Annotated in this window: 18 protein-coding genes and 2 pseudogenes; 5 read left to right on the forward strand and 15 right to left on the reverse strand. The window is 67.7% G+C overall.

Translation table 11 applies throughout. From position 1 onward, the window contains the following. Positions 1–36: 36 nt before the first annotated feature. Positions 37–480: a DUF2690 domain-containing protein gene (locus O7609_RS24380; RefSeq protein ID WP_269744275.1), complete on the reverse strand. Its 444-nt coding sequence runs from the start codon at positions 478–480 to the stop codon at positions 37–39. A 708-nt stretch (positions 481–1,188) separates the two neighbouring features. Here O7609_RS24380 and O7609_RS24385 point away from each other — a divergent pair. Beyond that, positions 1,189–1,800: a hypothetical protein gene (locus O7609_RS24385; RefSeq protein WP_332330057.1), complete on the forward strand. Its 612-nt coding sequence runs from the start codon at positions 1,189–1,191 to the stop codon at positions 1,798–1,800. Between the two features lie 235 nt (positions 1,801–2,035). Here O7609_RS24385 and O7609_RS24390 read toward each other — a convergent pair. Next, positions 2,036–2,538 (reverse strand): annotated as a pseudogene (locus tag O7609_RS24390) (HAD domain-containing protein). After that, positions 2,535–2,660 (reverse strand): hypothetical protein, encoded by a 126-nt coding sequence (locus tag O7609_RS24395; RefSeq protein WP_269744277.1) that lies wholly within the window; start codon positions 2,658–2,660, stop codon positions 2,535–2,537. The pseudogene O7609_RS24390 and the gene O7609_RS24395 overlap by 4 nt, the downstream one beginning before the upstream one ends. 121 nt (positions 2,661–2,781) lie before the next feature. Here O7609_RS24395 and O7609_RS24400 point away from each other — a divergent pair, with 121 nt between their 5' ends. After that, the gene (locus O7609_RS24400) at positions 2,782–3,072 is read left to right on the forward strand and encodes a hypothetical protein (RefSeq protein WP_269744278.1); all 291 of its coding nucleotides are present in this window, start codon (positions 2,782–2,784) and stop codon (positions 3,070–3,072) included. An 18-nt stretch (positions 3,073–3,090) separates the two neighbouring features. Here the strand turns inward: O7609_RS24400 and O7609_RS24405 are convergent, their stop codons facing one another. From O7609_RS24405 to O7609_RS24420, 4 genes are all read right to left on the reverse strand, one after another. Then, positions 3,091–3,309 carry a hypothetical protein gene (locus O7609_RS24405; RefSeq protein ID WP_269732743.1) on the reverse strand — a complete coding sequence of 73 codons (219 nt, stop codon included), beginning with the start codon at positions 3,307–3,309 and terminating at the stop codon, positions 3,091–3,093. A 46-nt stretch (positions 3,310–3,355) separates the two neighbouring features. After that, positions 3,356–3,631: a hypothetical protein gene (locus O7609_RS24410; protein ID WP_269732742.1), complete on the reverse strand. Its 276-nt coding sequence runs from the start codon at positions 3,629–3,631 to the stop codon at positions 3,356–3,358. A 40-nt stretch (positions 3,632–3,671) separates the two neighbouring features. After that, entirely contained in the window at positions 3,672–4,718 is a 1,047-nt protein-coding gene (locus O7609_RS24415; RefSeq protein ID WP_269744279.1) for a hypothetical protein, read from the reverse strand. A gap of 150 nt (positions 4,719–4,868) precedes the next feature. Further along, a complete protein-coding gene (locus tag O7609_RS24420) occupies positions 4,869–5,717 on the reverse strand; it encodes a cupin-like domain-containing protein (protein WP_269744280.1) in 849 nt (282 codons plus the stop codon). Between the two features lie 715 nt (positions 5,718–6,432). Between O7609_RS24420 and O7609_RS24425 the strand changes: the two genes are divergently transcribed. Continuing rightward, a complete protein-coding gene (locus tag O7609_RS24425; protein ID WP_269744281.1) occupies positions 6,433–6,963 on the forward strand; it encodes an SMI1/KNR4 family protein in 531 nt (176 codons plus the stop codon). Here the strand turns inward: O7609_RS24425 and O7609_RS24430 are convergent. The 6 genes and pseudogenes from O7609_RS24430 to O7609_RS24455 form a co-directional block, all read right to left on the reverse strand. After that, positions 6,958–7,254: pseudogene (locus O7609_RS24430) on the reverse strand (transposase); the annotation flags it as partial. The gene O7609_RS24425 and the pseudogene O7609_RS24430 sit on opposite strands and share 6 nt — an antisense overlap. A gap of 30 nt (positions 7,255–7,284) precedes the next feature. Next, a complete protein-coding gene (locus O7609_RS24435; protein ID WP_269744282.1) occupies positions 7,285–8,697 on the reverse strand; it encodes a transposase in 1,413 nt (470 codons plus the stop codon). Between the two features lie 598 nt (positions 8,698–9,295). Then, complete coding sequence (locus O7609_RS24440; RefSeq protein WP_269744283.1) at positions 9,296–9,871, reverse strand: transcriptional regulator; 576 nt, start codon at positions 9,869–9,871, stop codon at positions 9,296–9,298. After that, positions 9,871–11,271, reverse strand: coding sequence for a helix-turn-helix domain-containing protein (locus tag O7609_RS24445; protein WP_269744284.1), 1,401 nt, complete (start codon positions 11,269–11,271; stop codon positions 9,871–9,873). The genes O7609_RS24440 and O7609_RS24445 overlap by 1 nt, the downstream gene beginning before the upstream one ends. Before the next feature lie 225 nt (positions 11,272–11,496). Further along, the gene (locus tag O7609_RS24450) at positions 11,497–11,790 is read right to left on the reverse strand and encodes a hypothetical protein (protein WP_269744285.1); all 294 of its coding nucleotides are present in this window, start codon (positions 11,788–11,790) and stop codon (positions 11,497–11,499) included. Positions 11,791–11,858: 68 nt separating this feature from the next. Continuing rightward, the gene (locus O7609_RS24455; RefSeq protein WP_443072275.1) at positions 11,859–12,818 is read right to left on the reverse strand and encodes a LysR family transcriptional regulator; all 960 of its coding nucleotides are present in this window, start codon (positions 12,816–12,818) and stop codon (positions 11,859–11,861) included. A 334-nt stretch (positions 12,819–13,152) separates the two neighbouring features. Between O7609_RS24455 and O7609_RS24460 the strand changes: the two genes are divergently transcribed. Beyond that, entirely contained in the window at positions 13,153–13,617 is a 465-nt protein-coding gene (locus tag O7609_RS24460; RefSeq protein ID WP_269732734.1) for a hypothetical protein, read from the forward strand. A gap of 72 nt (positions 13,618–13,689) precedes the next feature. Here O7609_RS24460 and O7609_RS24465 read toward each other — a convergent pair whose 3' ends face one another. Continuing rightward, the gene (locus O7609_RS24465; RefSeq protein ID WP_269744287.1) at positions 13,690–14,547 is read right to left on the reverse strand and encodes a TniQ family protein; all 858 of its coding nucleotides are present in this window, start codon (positions 14,545–14,547) and stop codon (positions 13,690–13,692) included. A gap of 898 nt (positions 14,548–15,445) precedes the next feature. Here O7609_RS24465 and O7609_RS24470 point away from each other — a divergent pair. Further along, positions 15,446–16,210: an IS5 family transposase gene (locus O7609_RS24470; protein WP_269734603.1), complete on the forward strand. Its 765-nt coding sequence runs from the start codon at positions 15,446–15,448 to the stop codon at positions 16,208–16,210. Positions 16,211–16,305: 95 nt separating this feature from the next. Here O7609_RS24470 and O7609_RS24475 read toward each other — a convergent pair whose 3' ends face one another. Continuing rightward, a complete protein-coding gene (locus tag O7609_RS24475) occupies positions 16,306–17,271 on the reverse strand; it encodes a hypothetical protein (protein ID WP_269744288.1) in 966 nt (321 codons plus the stop codon). Positions 17,272–17,332 lie beyond the last annotated feature (61 nt).

Genomic DNA, 17,332 nt, shown 5'->3' on the forward strand with positions numbered 1-17,332 from the left:
GGTCGCACACCTGGTCCTGCTGACGCGCTTCTCAGGTCACCACCAAGCCGTCGCCTCGGTTGCATGGATGCAGTAGCGCTCGTAGGTGCTCTCACCGCCAGCCTTGGGTACCGCACAGGCGGTGACCTGGAACTCGCCGTCATCCACGCTCACCATGCTGGTGAACTGGTCGTTTCCGTACTCAATCTGGGCAGTGCGCTTGGCTCCCCCGGTGGCCTCTGCTGTGACCAGATCCCCTGGGCTCCCGCGTTGGACGCGCGCCCACACCGCCTGGCAGTCCTCGCTGTAGCGGAGCTGGAGAAGGGCGGGGTTGCCGACGGCGGGCTTGTAGGTACGCGCATCCTCGCCGCATCCCTGATTCTGAGGGTTTTTCCCCTCGCAGGCTTCACCCGGACAGGTCGGATCGTCGAGGAAGCCCTTCACCAGGTGATCACCGAGAGGGGTCACAACGGCAGCCACCACGGCGCCGACGATCGCCACGGCGTAGGCCAGTGTCGTCGCTCTGTTGCGCCTGTTCCGCTCACCGCGTGCGGGCGGTTGTGACTCGGGCTCGGGGGATGGTGCGGAGTTGCCGCTGGTGCTGCTTGTCATTACGGGAACCAACCTTGGTGCGCTGACTGGGAGAGACAGAATCCACGCCTGCTGCCGGAGGGGAAAGGCTCACGTCCGAGGCACGGAAGCGTAGAAGGCGCGTAGGCCCGCCTCCTTATGCGCCCCTCGCTCAGACAACGACAACACCGGGGACCGAGCAACGGGCGCTCAGCCGGAGCCCGGCCACCTGACCCCGCAAGGGGGTGTCCGCACCCCGTGCCGGCGCCGGGTGCCGTCCACGTCTCACTCGTCCTGGCCGTCGTCGTCATCGTCGAGGTCGACGACGTCCGGGGCGCGCAGCGACCGCAGCCCGTCGACCGGCTGGGAGACGGTGAAGCTGTAGCGGCCAGGACGTTCAGGTTCCGGTGTTTGAGCGGCGAGAGCCGGGCCACGTCCTCGTCAACGAGGCCCAAGCTGCCGAGCTGGTCCTATCCGAACTTGGCATGCTGACCGCCTGGGGCCGTCTGTCCGCCGATAGGTCGCTGAGAGGAGCGGCCGAATTTCTTGAGGATCAGCGGCCTCCCGGGCGTGTCGCCGAACCGGTTCTCGCGAGGGAGCCCGACGAGGACGTCACTGGGACCTTGGAAAATGCTCCTCATGGACGATGCCTTCACGCTCCTTCAGCGAGCGACTGATCTACTCCCCGAGGGCGCCCGGGCTGAAGACGGTGTGACGGTTGACGACGTACGCGACTGTCAACGGCACCAGGAGTGGGAGCTCGTCCTCGTCCTCCTGACGGAGATCGCGGACGAGCAGCCGGTCTCCTTGCGATTCTGGTCGCTACTCGAGGACGCAGCCCGCCAGATGATGCTGGAGCACAGCGCCGACTGGTGCGAGTGGCGGGCCTGGGAGACGCAGCACGGCACCCTCCGGGCCAGGCTGAGCCTGCTGAGCACGGAGGAGGGCGGACGTCAGACCGCTTTCTCCGGGCAGGGGCAGCTGCGGCCGCTCTGGGACATCGGTAACCGGGCGCCCGATGGTGGACAGTCAGTGAACGTTGCGCGACTGTGGGTGGAGGGTGCGCCCGGCCTGGCACCGGGAAAGAGCGCGACGGTCCGTTTGGCGCCACTCAGCCCCGAACAGTGGCGCCATGTGCAGCCTGGCGATGTGATCACCATGCACGAGGGCAGGCCGGTTGTCGGCTCGGCCGTGATCACCGAGGTCACACCGCCTTCCGTCCCTGGGCGCGAGGAAGATCTGCAGGCGTGATCTGCAGGGTATCCGAGGCGCTCGGGGGAGGTGCGGGTCAGTCCGGGCTGGTCGCGTAGCGACCGCAGATGGGAAGATGACCGGCATGACGATCAACAGAAAGGCCCATGCCGCGTAGGCGGCCTGGGCGCGTCCGGGCCGAGTTGCCGCGCCGGCGCCGGAAGCATGACGACATCACGGCCATCCGTGGCCTCTCCTGAGCAATTGTCAATTCCTGTGGATCACTGCGGGAGCCTCAAGTGTCCCGCAGCCATTGATCGAGGACCGCGAAGTCTTCGTCGGTGAGGCCGCGGGATGACGCGATGCGGTGGAGGAGGGCCGGGGTGGGGTGGGGTGGTGGGTGGACACCCAGTCCCGATCGGCATCGGTGATCTCGTCGTCGACCCAGACGAACGGGCGTCCGTCCGCCCATGACACCAGGGTTCGGGTCTTCCAGTGGAGCCCGTACCACTGGTCCTCGCGTTCATGCTCGTCGGAGGGTTCCGGCCAGTGCACGACCGGCAGGGGTGGCAGGCCGAGCCGCGGTGCTATGTCGGTGTTCGCCTCCTCCCCCCAGGTGGTGGCCCAGACCAGCTCGCACGGCAGTGCCGCGAGGCGAGGCCCGACGCGCGGGTCGAGCCGCGTCAGGTGCGAATCTGTCGCGGTGCCTGACGGCTCGCGCTGCGGGCCGTCGCCGAACGGCAGGAGAGGTCCGTCGACGTCCAGGAACAGCAGCGGATGTTCCTTGCGCTCACTCATGCCGCAGCCTCTTGCTCACGCTCGACTAGGACGCCGCGTTCGAAGCGGGCGCCCTCACGGACGATGTCGTCCATCAGGGAGCCGCTCTGGGTGGTGCCGTCCTCGTTGACTACGCCCAGCACGGGCGTGCCTTCCCGACCCGCGCTGCAACGCGGGCCTACTCGATGACCAGAAGTCGATCACTCGGGAAGGTACGCCCTCCGCGTTCCGCGAGGCACCCCTTCCGAGTCCGATCCACAGGTCTTGAGCATTGCTCGCCTCTCGGCCGCACTCGCTGAGGTTCGACGGATCGAACGTCAGAAGAAGTACCTGTGGCCGGGCTCGATCGGGTCGGCGATGGTGCGCTGGCGGAGCTTTGTCCACCAGCCGAATCGACGGTTGTGGGAGTACGAGAGCGGCGGCCGCACGGAGTGGGCCTGTTGCGGTGATCCGTGGCAGGCCCGCGAGTTCCTCGAAGCGGTGATGCTGGCGATGTCCCGCCGCCGGTCGCGCGAACTCCGCAGTCTCGTCGAGGCTTTGGACCGACGGTACTGATGCGAGGCGGCACCACGGTCACTGCTCGGCATCAAGCCGTCCGGCACTGCTGCGGAAGTCGGGCATGCCGAGGTGAACGGTGGTGTGCTGGGTGGCGAAGGCGCGCATGGCGGTGAGTTTCTGCTCGGCGGCGGCGAGGCTGGCCTCGATCGCGGCGACCTCGCCGAGCCACCCCTGTTCCTTGGCCTCCTGGAGCCGGTCGAGCAGGTTCGCGTGGATCTCCTCCAAGCGGGGCATCTGCTCGGGATCGGGCCGCAGGACGGGACAGCGGATGCAGGCGTGTTCATGGACGCAGGGGGTGCCGAAGTCGCGCGCAGACGCCGAGGGCGACCTTCCGCAGCTCGAAGTGGGCGAGGAAGTCCTGCCATTCCTGCGCGGTGGACTCGCGGTACTCCTCGCTGGGCCGCAGCGACCGGCGGCGGGCGATGAAGGACCGGTGGTGGTTGATGACGTCCTCGGGATAGATCGCGGCATAGCCGAGAGCCGTGTCGACCCTTCGGTGACCGCAGATGCGGACGGCGACATTCGGGGGCAAACCGGAGCGAAGGGCGTCGGTCACGAGGATTCTCCGGAAGTCGTGCGGTGTGTAGCGCAGCTGCTCACCGCCGGGCCCGGTCAGCCCGCTGGCAGCGAGGGCGTCGTTGAGGCAGGTATAGATGTAGTCGCCCGGGATCGCTCGGTCCTCGAGGCCGCAGCGGCGCTGGAAGAGGAACGGCATCGGCGCACTCCAGAGCCGTTCCAGACTGTCGTGGGCGGAGGCCAGGGGCATGGCCTGCTGCCCGTGCCGGACGCGATGAATGATCGCAGTGAGCACCTCGCCGAGCTCTGGTGAGACCAGCAGCAGCCGCTCCCGGTCGAGCTTGGACCGGGCGGGGTGCCACCCACGGGCCCCAGCGCGTCGGTTCGTCGGCGGCCCAGCGGGCGAGATCCTGGTAGAACGTGCGGACGCAGCTGAACACGGTGTGCGCGTTGACCCGCAGCCGGATGGGGATGCCGTGCCGGTCACGAACCATACGGACGCGCTCCCGCCAGGCGGAGACGATGTCGGCTTCCAGCCGCAGCGAGTCGATGCCCGGGTGGTGTTTCTCCAGGTCTCGCCAGAACAGTCCGGCCAGGGTGCGGGCCATGTCCTCCAGCGTGGTGGAGTCGACGTCCACCGCGCGCTCGGTGAGGTAGTCGACCAGGAGGTCGCGTATCGCGGTGCAGGTGATGCCGTGCCGGTCGACCAGGGCTGCCGGTGTCAACTGACCTGGCAGCATCACCGTCTTCAGCCGTGCCGGGGCGTTGGGGCCGAAGACGCCGAGGCCCGCGAGGAGCGCGTAGAAGAGGTGCTTGCCGTGGTAGCCGTTGGTCTGGCGCTCGCCGATGGCGTGCTGCAGCTCGACGCAGTGTCCGACAGGCTCCGCAGCCTGCCGGGCGTGGTGGGCCAGCACGTGCGCGACGACCTCGTCCTCGGCGGGTTCGAGGTATTGCTCCGTGGTGCTGATGTGGAGATGGCCAAATACCCATCGGAGGTCGGTGAGCGAGAGCTGGGGGTCGCGCACCATGCGTTTGGCCGCGCTGTGCCGCAGGTCATGCAGGGTCCAGTTCGCTCCGAAGGTCTCGTTGGCCCGGATGAACACCATGCGGGCAGCGTCGTAGCTCAACGGCCTGATCGGGTCGAGAACCGGGCCCGCCTTCACCCCGAACTTCTACTCCGCGATGTCGAACGCTCGGCTGACGGTGATCGCTTCCCCGCGCCGCGGGGAGACCCCTCTCACCGGGTGAAGGCAGGCCGGGGCCAGCCCACTTCCGCCCTACCCCTTTTCAACATCTCCAAGGAAATAGGAGATGACGGGGTCCTCACCGCCGCCGGACCGGAGAAAGGTGTCGAACCGCTCCTCGTGCACCCGATGGGTGAAGTTCCAGGTGAGAGAGACGCTGTCATCGAGCGCGATGGCCGTGTGATACCAGCCCTGGGGGATGAAGATGGCGTCTCCCGGCGACAGGACCTCGTCGAGCGTGGGCACCGCCTGCTTCCAGCGGGGGAACCTGCTCTCGTCGGGGTGGTCGAGATCCACGGTGCCGCCCTCCGAGTCGGTCAGGAACTCGCCGGTCTCCGGCCCGTACATGATGAAGCGCTTCCTGCCGGTCACCTGGCACAGGCACGCGTCGCTGGCCCAGGGGTCGACGTGCAGGCGCGTCCGCCCGCCCTGTCCGCAGACGAACATGCCCCGCGCTGGGAAGCGGTCATGGGAGGCGTTCACGGGCCCGGCGGCCGGCGGGAGCAGATAGTCCCCCTCGGGCAGCCAAGACGGCATCGACCAGTCGTCCGCGAGTTCCGCGAACGCGTCATCGGCGACGATCATCTGATCATGGCTCTGCTGAGTGAACCAGCGCAGATAGGGGGGTATCCCGGCGTCCCCCTGACCGGTGTGCTCGTCGATGTAGTCGCCGAATGTGGCCACTTCCTCGAGGGTGAAGAGCGTGTCGAACAGTGAGACTTCGGCGTCGCGGAAGCGCTCCTTGAGGTCCTGCAGTCTCCAGGGAGGGGGAACCCTCCAGCCGTTCAGGGATCCCCTCACCACGACCGGCTGGCCAGGCTCCAGGTGATTCCGCAGAAAATCCGCCGCGCTGAGCGCTTCGACCACGTGCGAGGGTGCCATGAGGGTGCTCCGTCCGTGTTCTGGGCCCGGTTCCTATGAGTGGAGCGTGCTTGACGTGTGCCGGCCGCGGCACGGCCCACCGGCGGAATTCTATGAGCGATCTCGCTTCTGCCGCGTAGCCGACCGGGCCGTCTCTCCTCCCTGAGTCAACCTGCCCAGTCGGGCACGTTCATCGGTCAGGCCCTTCCGATACTGTCGCCGAGCCGCATCGTGTCCTACGGTTCCCCAGGGCTGGACCAACTTCCCTGTGGGTCCGGGTTGGTGGTGACGCCCGGGGCGGAGCGTGCTCACTGGAGTGCGGCGCGGATGGCCCGGGTGGTCTTGGCGATGTTGTCGGCTCCAGGGGTTTCAGCGCGCCGATTGCGTGGTTGCGGAAAGTGGCCGTGGCGCGGGATGCGGTCCCCGTGTGGACGGCGGAAGCGTCCTCGGCGAAGGTCACGTCCGCGACGTCGTCTGGGACTTCGACTCCCCGGTGCCCGCGGATCGCGGTGGCCAGCGCGTCCGGGCCTGTCTGGTGGGCCGGCAGGCTGGTCCCGGCGTGGATGGTCTCCCGGCTCTCCCTGCGACCGGTGGCTTTGCGGCGGCGGTGCACGCGGATGACCAGGGCCGAGAGGGGGAAAGCGAAGCCGCCCCGTGCGTCTGCGATGCGGTGCTGCACGGCGATGAAGCCCCTATAGATCGTCAAGCCCGTGGGCGGGGTCCATAAGATGCGTTCGTGGCGCGATTTGATGCGGTCAAGGCGACGTTCTGGGGCGAGGGCCGGTATGGGGTTCAGCCGTCGTTGACCGACGTGGTGGTTCAGGATGCTGAGCTTCGGCTCGGTGTCCGTCTGCCGGGATCGTTGCTGGAGATTCTGCGGGTCAGGAACGGCGGTGCGGTGGCAGAGCTGTGCAACGCCTTCCCGACGGACGTGCCGACGTCGTGGAGCGGGAATCACGTTCCGTTCGACGACATGATGGGCATCGGCCGTCGCGACGGCCAGTTGTCCTTGCTGGACACGGCGTATCTGGTTGAGGAGTGGGGGCTTCCGTCTCCTCTGGTTCTCCTGTCCGGCGATGGTCACTGCTGGATCGCTCTCGACTATCGGGAGTGCGGGAGGTACGAGGATCCGTCCGTGACGTGGTTCGACGTGGACGACGGCACGGAGCTCCCGCTGGCCGCGGACTTCCAGGCATTCGCCGAGGGGCTGGTCGCGGCCACTTCGCTCGATCCCGACGCCTCGGACGGTAACCGGCCAGCGTCATGATCCGGCTTTGGCCGAGCCTGTCGTGTTGAGGGTGTTGGTGCTCACGAGGTGTCTGTAGATCTCGCGGGCGACGAACCTCTTGAGGCACCGCATGATGTCCTTGGCGGACATGCCCTCGGCAGTGCGTCTGGCCACGAAGTCCCGTGTCCGCTGGTCGTGCTGCATACGGACCAGGACGACGGTGTAGAGGGCACTGTTGCCATGTCGGTCTCCGCCGCGGTTGATGCGGTGGCGGTTGGTGCGGCCCGACGAGGCCGGGACGGGGGCCGCGGCGCACGGATGGGCGAAGGAGCGACTCTGTCGGGGATCTTGAGCGTGACCTCATTTGCCTTGTCGGCACCAGCATTCCCAGCTCAGGCCGCGGACGTTGAGGTATTGCTGGAAGGCCGTCGGGGAGCGAGAGCGGTGGGGGTGTCGAGTTGTGCGTGAGGCGAGGCGTTCGATGTTGATGGCGATGCCGGTCAGGATGTGCTGTACGTGCGTTTTGCGGATCCCGTGGTAGCGGCTGCGGCGGGCCTGGTGTCCGCCTGCGAGCTCGCAGATGGTGCCTTCGACGCCGGACCGGGTGGCGTAGAGCCGCTTCCACTGGGTGTCTTGCTGGTCTGTTCGGTTCCGGGCCTGGAGCTCGTGGAGGGGTCGGGGAAGGAAGTTCACGGTGCGGGCAGCGGTGCCGCGGGTGCAGGCAGACCGGTCGGAACACGGGTTGCACTGGTGTGGGCGGAACCGTGCCACGGTGTAGGGAGCCATGGCCGGTGCCTTGAGCCGGATGTGGCTGGTCTCGCCGTTGGGGCAGGTGACCTGGCGCTGGTCGAAGTCGATGGTGAAGTCGTCCCGGGTGAAGCCGGACTGTTCCTTGCTCTGCCATGCTCCGCTGGCTTTGACGGGTCCGACGAGTTCGACCTCGTGGTCGCGGAGGGAGCGGTGCAGCAGCGCGACGGAGAGGTAGCCGCCGTCGAGCAGGTGCTGCCGGGGCAGCAGCTGGCGGTGGCGGAGGCGGGAATGGATTCCGGGGAGGGCCTCGGTGTCCCGGGTCGGCTTGGTGGTGGCGATGTCCGTGATCAGGTTGGCCTGCGCATCGTCGGTTCCGCAGGTCTCGGTGACATGGACGAGGTAGCCGCTCCAGCGGGTATCGCCCCGGATGGCCCGGCGGGCGTCACGGTCGTAAGGCGTGACGATCCGCAGGGCCCCTTTGGGCTGTCCGTCCTTCTCGGTGCGCGGACGTAACCTGTCAGGGGTGTCGAGGAGGAAGTTCTGCACCACGATCTGCCGCAGCGCTTCCGCGCGAGGACCGCGCTGGTGGGGCGGCAGGCGCTGCAGAAGTTCGTGGGCGTCCGCTCCGGCCTGTTTGAGCCGGGTGGCGGGGTGGCTCGGCTGGCTGGGAAGCCGCACGGGACGCCCGTAGCGGGTGGCCCACTCGGCATCCACCAGCCCGTCCAGGACCTCAGGGGCCCGCTGAGCAGCTTCCTCCAACGCCGCGCGTACTGCTTCCAGGACCAGCTCCAGACGGGTGAGGTCCCGCGCGGCAGCAAGGACCTGAGTGGAGTCGCTGCGCTGCCTGCCGCGCTCGGTGACCATGCCGGCCGCCCGCATCCGCTCCAGCGACAGGGAGAGTAGCTGGTCAGCGCGATCGTCCTCGCAAAGACGATCACGGAAGTCGGTCAGCACGCTGTGGTGGAATCCCGGGTCGTCCAGCTCCCGGGCCAGGGCGTACTTGAAGTCGATCCGGCATCGCACCGCCTCGGCCGCCTGCCGGTCGGAGAGGTTCAGTAAGAACTGAACTGAAGGACACAGACCGTGGCGAGTTGCGCCGGCGAGAGTCCGGGGCGGCCGTCGCGCGGGTACCAGGAAGCGACGTCTCTGTCGTCCCAGAGCCCGTCGAGGTGATCACGTACCCACATCGCCGTGGTGCCACGAGGGTTGCTGGCCCGCGCCATCCGGGCCGTGAGCTCGGGAACTACTGCACCGGACCGGGGACGAACGGACACTGATCACCTCAGGAAGACGGAACCACGCAGGACCGTCCGGAGTGTTTCAAGCACCGACAGCCCTTGTCTCGAGAACTCCAAGATCCCCGACAGAGTCCCTCACCGTTCCGTCTCCAGTACCTCGAGCCCTATGCCGAGGCGGCCCGGTCGTGGCTGCATGCCGAGGCCGAGGTCATCGACACCACGCACCTCGCCCCCGCCCAGGCTGCCCAGGAGATCGCAGCGGCCGTCAAGCGTTTAGACCTTCCGGCGCCGCACCCTCGCAGGTGACGACAGTCCTGCTTTGGTGACATCTGTCGTGCTTCGGCTCCAGCCCGTCTTCACCTTGTCTCACGGTTGGGCGTTCCTCAGGCGTTCCAGCCGATGGAGGAGACGTAGGCGAATGAGTCGTAGTCGCTGCCGAGGTCGTGGATGACTTCGTCCCATACGACATCGAGGGTGTCGGTGTCGTCGGTGAGCCAGGCGTTGACGGCTGTGTTCCAGTGGCGGGGCCGGACCGTGAGGCGTCGGGTTTGGAGGTCGCGGCGGTGGCGGGGGTCGACGCGGGTCTGGTCGACGGGGTCGATCTCGATGCGGGTGCCGCCGCGGGTGGTGAGGCGGCGTTTGAGGTCGGTGGCGACGTTGTGGCGCCGCAGGTCCCAGTAGGCGGCGTCCAGCTTCTGCTGGTTCGCCTTGTTGGGCAGCCGTTCTTCGGCGAGCCACGCGTACAGCGTCCGGGGCGTGACGCTGATCCCGGCACGTTCTATGGCGGCGTATCCGGCCGCTGATGCGGTGAGGTACCGCAGGCGGGCGGCGATGCCGCGTTCGGTGTCGGCCGGCGAGGTGATGCCGGTGACCATCCGCTCGATCCCGATACCGAGGGCGTCCGAGCCGGGGATTCCGCGGGCGTTGTAGTGGCCGAAGTCCCTCCACCGCCCGGCCATCAGCGGCCCCCGCCCACAGCCGCGACGCTATAAGTGACCGGGGCCCCGTCACGGTCGGTCTTCACCTTCATCTCCGCCAGCCCCCGCCCCTCACTCCAGGTCTGCCGCCAGTCCCCGGCCACGTGGAGCTCGTCGGTGCCCAGCGCGCACATCACCGTCAGCCCGGCCTGGTGGGCCTTGTAGGCGCGGCCCCACAGGTTGGCGAAGGCTTGGGAGCGGATCAGGTGCATCCAGTCGGGGCGGGCGATCTCGCGGTTGTGGGAGGACTCGCCCAGGGTGGAGACGAACTTGGAGTACATCGCCTTCACATAGGTGTTCGTGACGTCGTCCCCGGCGGCGATGGCGTCGGCGCGGGCGGCGGCGAGTACCTGGCGCAGGCTGTTCAGGAACGTCTCGGTGGCCGCGCTGGTCCAGGACTCATGGATCACCGGCGCCTCCACCAGCCGGTGCTTGGGCCCGGCCAGGCGCAGCAGGAGCCGCAGCGTCGGCTCCGTCACCCACACCGGCCCCGCCTCCTCCCGATCCCCCAACGGCGACGGCAGATCCGCATGCTCCCAGACGGGCGGGGTGATCAGATGCACCCCCGCCCGCTTACGGTCATGCTCCCCGCCGACGGTGTGGGTGAGCTTCCCGATCGGCAACCACGTCTTCAACGCCGACAAATAAGCCGCATTCACATCCAACGCCGTCACCGCCACCTCACCATCCGGATGACGCCGAAAGCCCGGATGCCGCCACGACGGCCGGGCCTCCCAGATCAGATCCGGATCGGTCTTGGACGGCTTACGCAGGATGTCCGGCAAAGCAGGGTAGGCGGTGTGCTCATACCGCGCCTGCGCCCGCGTCCGCGCGAACAGGGCCATCACGTCCGGGATCGCCCGCTTCACCAGCGCGCCCGCCGCCGCGTCCGCGTCCCCGCCGGCCCGGGTCAGCTCCTGCTCCACGGCCGCAGCGATCTTTCCCCGCGACTCCGCGTGGACCTGCTCGGTGGAGGTGGTGCGGCGCCGGTTCTGGTGCCGGGCGTACCCGGCCCGCGCCTGACGCGCCACCGGACTCTCCGCAACCGGTGCCTGCGCGGCCGGTGCTTGCGCGGCACTGGAGGCGGCCTGCGGCGGCGCGGCGGTGTGCGGCTCCTGCGCCGGGGTCGGGGCGGGGTGGATCTGCGCGAGCCCTTCCAGTAGCCGCAGGTATTTCCCCCGCGACGGTGAGGATGGCATCCCGCCGGCCTCCCAGTTCGCCACCGTCTGCCGCCCCACACCCACCGCCCGCGCCACCTGCTCCAGCGACAACCCCGCAGCTTTCCGCAACCGCACCCGCTCCGCCGGATCGTCAAACGCCGCCGCCAGCTTCGCCTCCGCCAGCAACGCCGCGACCCCATCACCCTCAAGCTCACCACTCATGGCAGTATAATACACGATGAATTAACGCTCGTTTGGACATTAACTAGCACTTGAATGGGTGAAGTGCCATCCAGCGAGAGACGGTGCGTCGGTCGGGAGGCCGGCCAGGTGACCGAGGCCCAGAGCTGGCTCTCATATCCTGCTGGCAACTGACCTTCCGTCAGGCGAATTTGTTGCGGCACGCTGGTCACCCTTCCATCGGCGGCCCTGACCACCAGCGGCACCTCAGTGGGCGACCTGGCCGCGCAGGAAGCGGCGCTCCTTGATGCGTCGACGGACCTGCCACCAACGGGACGTGTAGGCAAGGTCTTCCCAGCAGATACCCAAGAACGCATCACGGGCGGCCACCACGGTCCCGGCTTGTCGCTGGAAACGGTCGGCGTTCTTCTCACCCAGGCCCAATTCGCTGGTCGCGGCAACGAGGATCTCCGCGGCGGCGATGACGTGCACGTTGCCACACAGCCGCACGCCCTGCAGCGCGCCGATGAGGTCGCTGCTCAGCTCCCACGCCTGAGGCACCTGGCCCACTCGAGTCGTCTGAGCCGCAGTTGGTCAGGGCCGTGGTCGCTGACGTGGTTGGCGGGTGGCTATGGTTGTGCTCGACCGTGCGAAGTCGACTGTGCGGCTTCTCGCGCGGCGGCGACGAGGGGCATATTGCGGTGCTCGGCTGGCCAGGCCAGGGCTGAGGTGCACGGTGGTAGACCCTCGACATCGACGTAGCTGATGCCGGGGCGTTGGAAGAGGTGGCGGGCGGCGTCGGGGAGGAAGGCCATGGCTTCACCTTGCGCCACGATGTGTAGCAGGGCTTCGATGTCCACAGCCGCGGGCCCGTAGCGTACCGGGGTGCCGTCGGGGCGCGGGTCCACCGCCCAGAAATCCCACCAAACCCGCGGTACCTGTGGGGGGACGTCCACCACTGCATACTCGGCGAAGTCGCCGAGAGTGACCCGGGGCTGGGCGGCCAAGGAGTCGTCAGCGGACAGGCAGGCCACCCGGGGCTCGGTAGCCAGGTAGTGCACCTCGATGTCGTCGGGCACCGGCGGCCGCAGGAAGACCACATCAACCTCCCGCCGATACAAAGCCGCCAAGTGGTCGACGAAGTTCAAGCCGAGGACCTCCACCTCCAGGAGGGGGTACTGGCGGCGTAGAGCCCCGAGCACAGCGCGGGTGTGCGGCATAGCCGCCTCCGCGCCGATCGTGCCCACTCTCAGCCTGCCGGACAGATGACGCCCCCGCGCATCCGCTGCCCGCCGCAGCCGATCCATCGCCTCCACGGCAGCCTTGACGTCGGGCAGCAGCGCCCGGCCGGCCGCGGTGAGAGCGACCGCCCGGCTGGAGCGATCGAAAAGAGTCACCCCCAGACGATTCTCGAGGCCGCGAATCTGCTGGCTGAGGGCGGACTGGGTGACATATAACCGGGTCGCAGCGTGGCCGAAATGCAACTCCTCGCTCAGTACCAGAAACAGCCGTAGCTGGTGAATGCTGGGTTCCGACGACGACTTTGCGGCCACACCGCCGGCCCCCTCTGCCGCTTCACCTGCAACCATGAACAAGAGCTTATCGAACACGTCGCAAGTCTCATAGGTCACCGCATGACACCGGCCGTCTTGCCGTGCGAATCTCTAAAGGCACCCGGATGGCCGATAGTCAGTCATGCGGAATCGGGACCGTCTCTGCCTCGGGACAGAGGAAGAAGGGGGAATCAAAGCAGAGGCGTTGGGCCAAATCCTGTGAAGTGTCCAGCACTCGCTTTGTCTCCAAGGCTTCGGCCTGAGTCGAGGGGTCTCCACTCCGCCGGTCCGATGTCCGCAGACTGACCATGATCACCTCGGAGGGACAAGCATGATCTTACGTCGCAAGGTAGCGGGACTCATCGCGGGGGTGAGCCTGATCGTCGGTGGCCTCATGGGCACCACACCTGTTCAGGCCGCTCCGTCTGGGGACCGGGCAGCGAGCACCACCACGCAGACCGTTCGCACATCTGCGGTTGGCGCAGAACACAAGCTCGAGGTGGCGGCCACATCACCGTCAATCAGCCCCGCCGCCAAAAGGATCCGCTATGTCACCGACGGATCTTACAGTTGCTCCTACGGCACCTTGTGCCTTCGCGTCTGGGATCCGACCCGCGGTAAGTACAAGGTGTTCGACCTGTACTACTGCAACACCTATCACCTGTCCTACTGGGGCTCTGGCGGCGACGGCGGCGGCTTCTACAACAACCAGACCACCGGCACTGTAGCCACGTTCTACAACTCGACCGGTGGCGTCTACCACTCCTCCACCGCGTACAGCGTCGCCCCGTCCTGGTTCAGCTGGGACCCGGTCTGGACGGTCAAGAACTGCTGACACGGTCACTCGCACGGCGACGGCCGCCTTGTTATCCGGGGCGGCCGTAGCCGTCTGCTATTTCCGTGGGAGTCAGGAGCCCAAGGTGCCACCCAGCTCGCTGGGCACGCAGGGCACATCAGCCAACCGGTAGGGGAGGTGACCACCACCGCCAGCAGCGACACGGAGCCGCCAGACCCGGCTGGCCAGAAGCGCGGCGAGGGCGACGGTCTCGGGGTAGGTGACCAAATCCCGCGCCAGGATCCGCCACCGCTGCGGATCCTCGCCCGCAGGCATGGCCGCCTCCAGCCGCATCGCCCACAGGCGCTCCTCGGGCCACACCTGCGCCCACCACCAGGCTGTGACCGCCTCAGCAACCTGGAACGCCGAAGCAGCGACGGGCGAGCGGCGCATCAGCCTCCGGTGATCGGCCTGCGCCTGGACCACCTCCGGACATCCGGCCAACCCGACGACACGGCCCTCGATGCCAGGCACGCCCATCAGCCAGCACCGGTGACGTGGGCAGACTCGCTGGTGCGCAGCCAGGTACACCCGGGCTGGTGCAACGCGACCGGTCCGCGCAGCCACACAGCCCGGGCACGCTGGGCCCCAGGCGGCAACCGTCTCCACTCCGTTGCGGAACCGCGCCGTCGGCCTCTCCTTCGAGGGGCCCGGTGGCTCCTCCCGCGTCCAGGTCGGCAACGCACGGCGTAAGCCCACGTGCGGCACACGACACAGCGCCGCGACCCGGTCCCGGGCCGCGGCGTTCAGGAACACCTCACTGTCGCCCTGCAGAGCCCCGACGACGCCCTGCTGGCCAGCCACTTCGGTAACCGACGACAGCAGACTCCGCACCGTCAGCCCGTAACCGTCCGCGATCCGCCCCAAGAACGACAGCGTCATCTCACCCTGCAGGGGAGCTACCCGAAGGGCACCCGCAGTTAGCAACATTTTCCCCACCCATCCCGTGGCTTGTGACAAAGACCGTGCTTCGGCTCAGACGAGCTGTGACTGAGCGGCACAGTTGGCCAGTGTGGCCGACTGGAGCACTCGCCGGTCCGCGACGAGATCAGCCGCCCCGGGCCAGCCTGTGTGCCTCACCCGCGGGCAGCCGATTGGTCGGCCGCAGACGTGGATGCAAACGCGCACGGTCCCTGCGATGGCTGCCGCCGCACCGGTAGGCGCGCCGCTGGTTCGCGGCATCGACGCCCCGCCTGTCTGCGACGGGCTCTAGTGGCCCCACCAGAACGGGTTCCGTTGGCGCCACCAGGTGTTCGACTGTCGGGTCGGTGGGCGGTCGGTGCACAAGCGGCACCTGCGAGAAGAGGCCGTCCGGGGCTCCAGTGAACTGTCGGCCGCCCGTTCGAGGGGCAGGGCTAAGTCAGTCCGTCCGGGTGGGGCCAGCGAAGCCGTTCAAGACACCCCGCCCAACTCTTCTAGGCGGTGGCCACCCCGTCGCTCCGCACCTCGGCGGATGAGTCTGGTCGTCGTCGCCGGGTCCTCCCAGATTCAGTGCACCGCCCAGTGGAGTCCAAGACCGGCCAGCGCCTGTCCAGGGGCAGGATCTCTGATCATTCGTTGAGGTTCTGAGCTGGGGTTATCAGTTTGCAGGCCGCGGCGTTCAAAGGGCACGGCTGTCTGGGGGGATTCTGCTGTCGTGGCCTGGTCTGGGATTTGTCAGCTTGAGGGCCGGGTGGTCAGGTCGGGTCCCCCTTGATGTTCAGTGGTCAGGTTCAGTGAGCCTTTGCCAACCTGGGCTTTGAGCTGTCCAGTTGGCTCGACACAGGGGTGAAGCCCCTGGTAGACGGGTTCACGACCAAGATCGCCCGATACCCACCAGAGGCTTCACGTGCTTGTCTACCCGTGCGGGCTGGACGTGTCCAGTCGGTCCCTGACCTTCCTCGCCGCTCGTCTGCGCGAGCACCGTCGTCGGATCGGAAGCCGCTGGCGTCGGCTCACCGTCGGCCGTCAGGCCCTGCTGGTGCTGGCGCATCTACGCAACGGGACCACATATGCCCAGCTCGCGGCGGGTTTCGAGATCGGCACGAGTACGGTCTACCGGTACATCAACGAGGCCGTCGAGCTGCTGGCCGCACTCGCACCGACCCTCGCCGAGGCGGTTCGGACCGCTTCGGGGAAGGCCTACGTCCTGCTCGACGGGACGCTGCTGCCGATCGACCGGATCGCAGCCGACCGGCCCTTCTTCTCCGGCAAGCACAAGAAACACGGGATGAATGTGCAGGTCCTCGCCGACCCCTTCGGCCGTCTGCTGTGGGCCTCACCGGCCCTGCCCGGCGCGGTCCACGACGTCCGCGCGGCCCGCGAACACGGCATCGTCGAAGCCCTCACCGAGGTCGGCGTCACGTGCTGGGCGGATAAGGGCTACCGGGGCGCCGGCGGCACAGTCCGCACCCCGTGCTGGGGACGGTGGGAGACCCTCTCCGCAGGTCAGAAAGCCGTGAACCGGTCCCAAGCGAAGATCCGGGCCCTCGTCGAGCAGGCCGTCGCCACTCTCAAGGCCTGGCGGCTCCTCCGCAGGCTCCGCTGCTCGACCATCCGCACCACCGGCCTCGTGCAGGCCGTCCTCGCCCTACATCTGGCCAGCTCAAAGTGAGGTTGGCAAAGGCTCAGTGACTCTTGGTAAGGCTGGTGAGCGGTCATGGCTGGGCTGCTGGGGTCGGGGCGTCGGCATGTGCCCGGGTGTCAGGTTCAGCTAGGAGGGGTGGCCTGCCATAGGGATGCTGTTCCGGGCAGGGTCTGGGCGGTCAGTCGGGTGGCGGGCGCGGCGTCGGAGTCGGGGCCGAAGCTGACCGTGGTGGCTATCAGACGGCATGTGTCCGCAGCGAGAGGGTCGTCGATCTGGATAAGCTCGCCGGTGTTGAGCCAGTAGTCGTTGTGGACGCTGAAGTGGATATTCTGCGGAGTTCCGGGTTCGAGGTCGATGTCGGTGACGTTCTGCAGGAGGAGCGGGCTTCCGTAGAGGGCAAGTTGGCCGAAGACATCGCTGGCGGCGAGTTCCACGAGCTGGTCTGCGGCGTCGAAGGCATTGGCGAACTGCCGGGCGGGACCGGTGAGCTTTTCGATCTCTTCGTCCAGCACGGTGCAGCGATAGTTGTGCCGTAGGAGCACACGGTTTGCTTCGTGGGCATTGATGGCTGCGTCGGAGAGTCCTTCTCTGAGGCGCGCGCGTGTCTGACGCAGCTCCTTGCGGCTTTCCTCGTCCAGGGCCTGCCGGGCTGCTGAGAGCTGCTGCCATGGCTGGCTTGCTTGCAGTGCGGTGGCCAGGGCGCGGGCGCTTTCTTCGAGTGCGCGCACTTGGCTGGACGTCGCCCGCAGCGGGCGGGTGGCATGTGGCGGCAGGTTCTTCATCTGGAGGCCGGCGGCGCGCTCGCCGGGTTGCCATGTAAGGCGGCGCGTCCACTCGGTGGTGGTAGACGCGGTCCCAGGGGCGAGCTGCGGAGCGGGCAACTGCGGGTAGCCGGGCATGCGGGAGCGCAGCCAAGCAATAGTGGTTCGGTGTGCAGACTCGATGCGTGCCGCTGTCTGTAGCCAGGCGTTCCACTGGTTCGGGTCGAGTGAGGGGCCCGAGGGTAAATGGGGGACTTGGCCGAATATGTGCACCTCTCGGGTCAGACGCATGGGCGTTCCGGCGATGTCGGCGCCAGCGGCCTGCATGTGCTGCAGCCTGCCTGATACTCCTCTGGTTCGGGTAGGTGAGTTGCGGGGCAGTTGGTGG

Source organism: Streptomyces sp. WMMC1477 (genome assembly GCF_027460245.1).
Classification (GTDB): domain Bacteria; phylum Actinomycetota; class Actinomycetes; order Streptomycetales; family Streptomycetaceae; genus Streptomyces.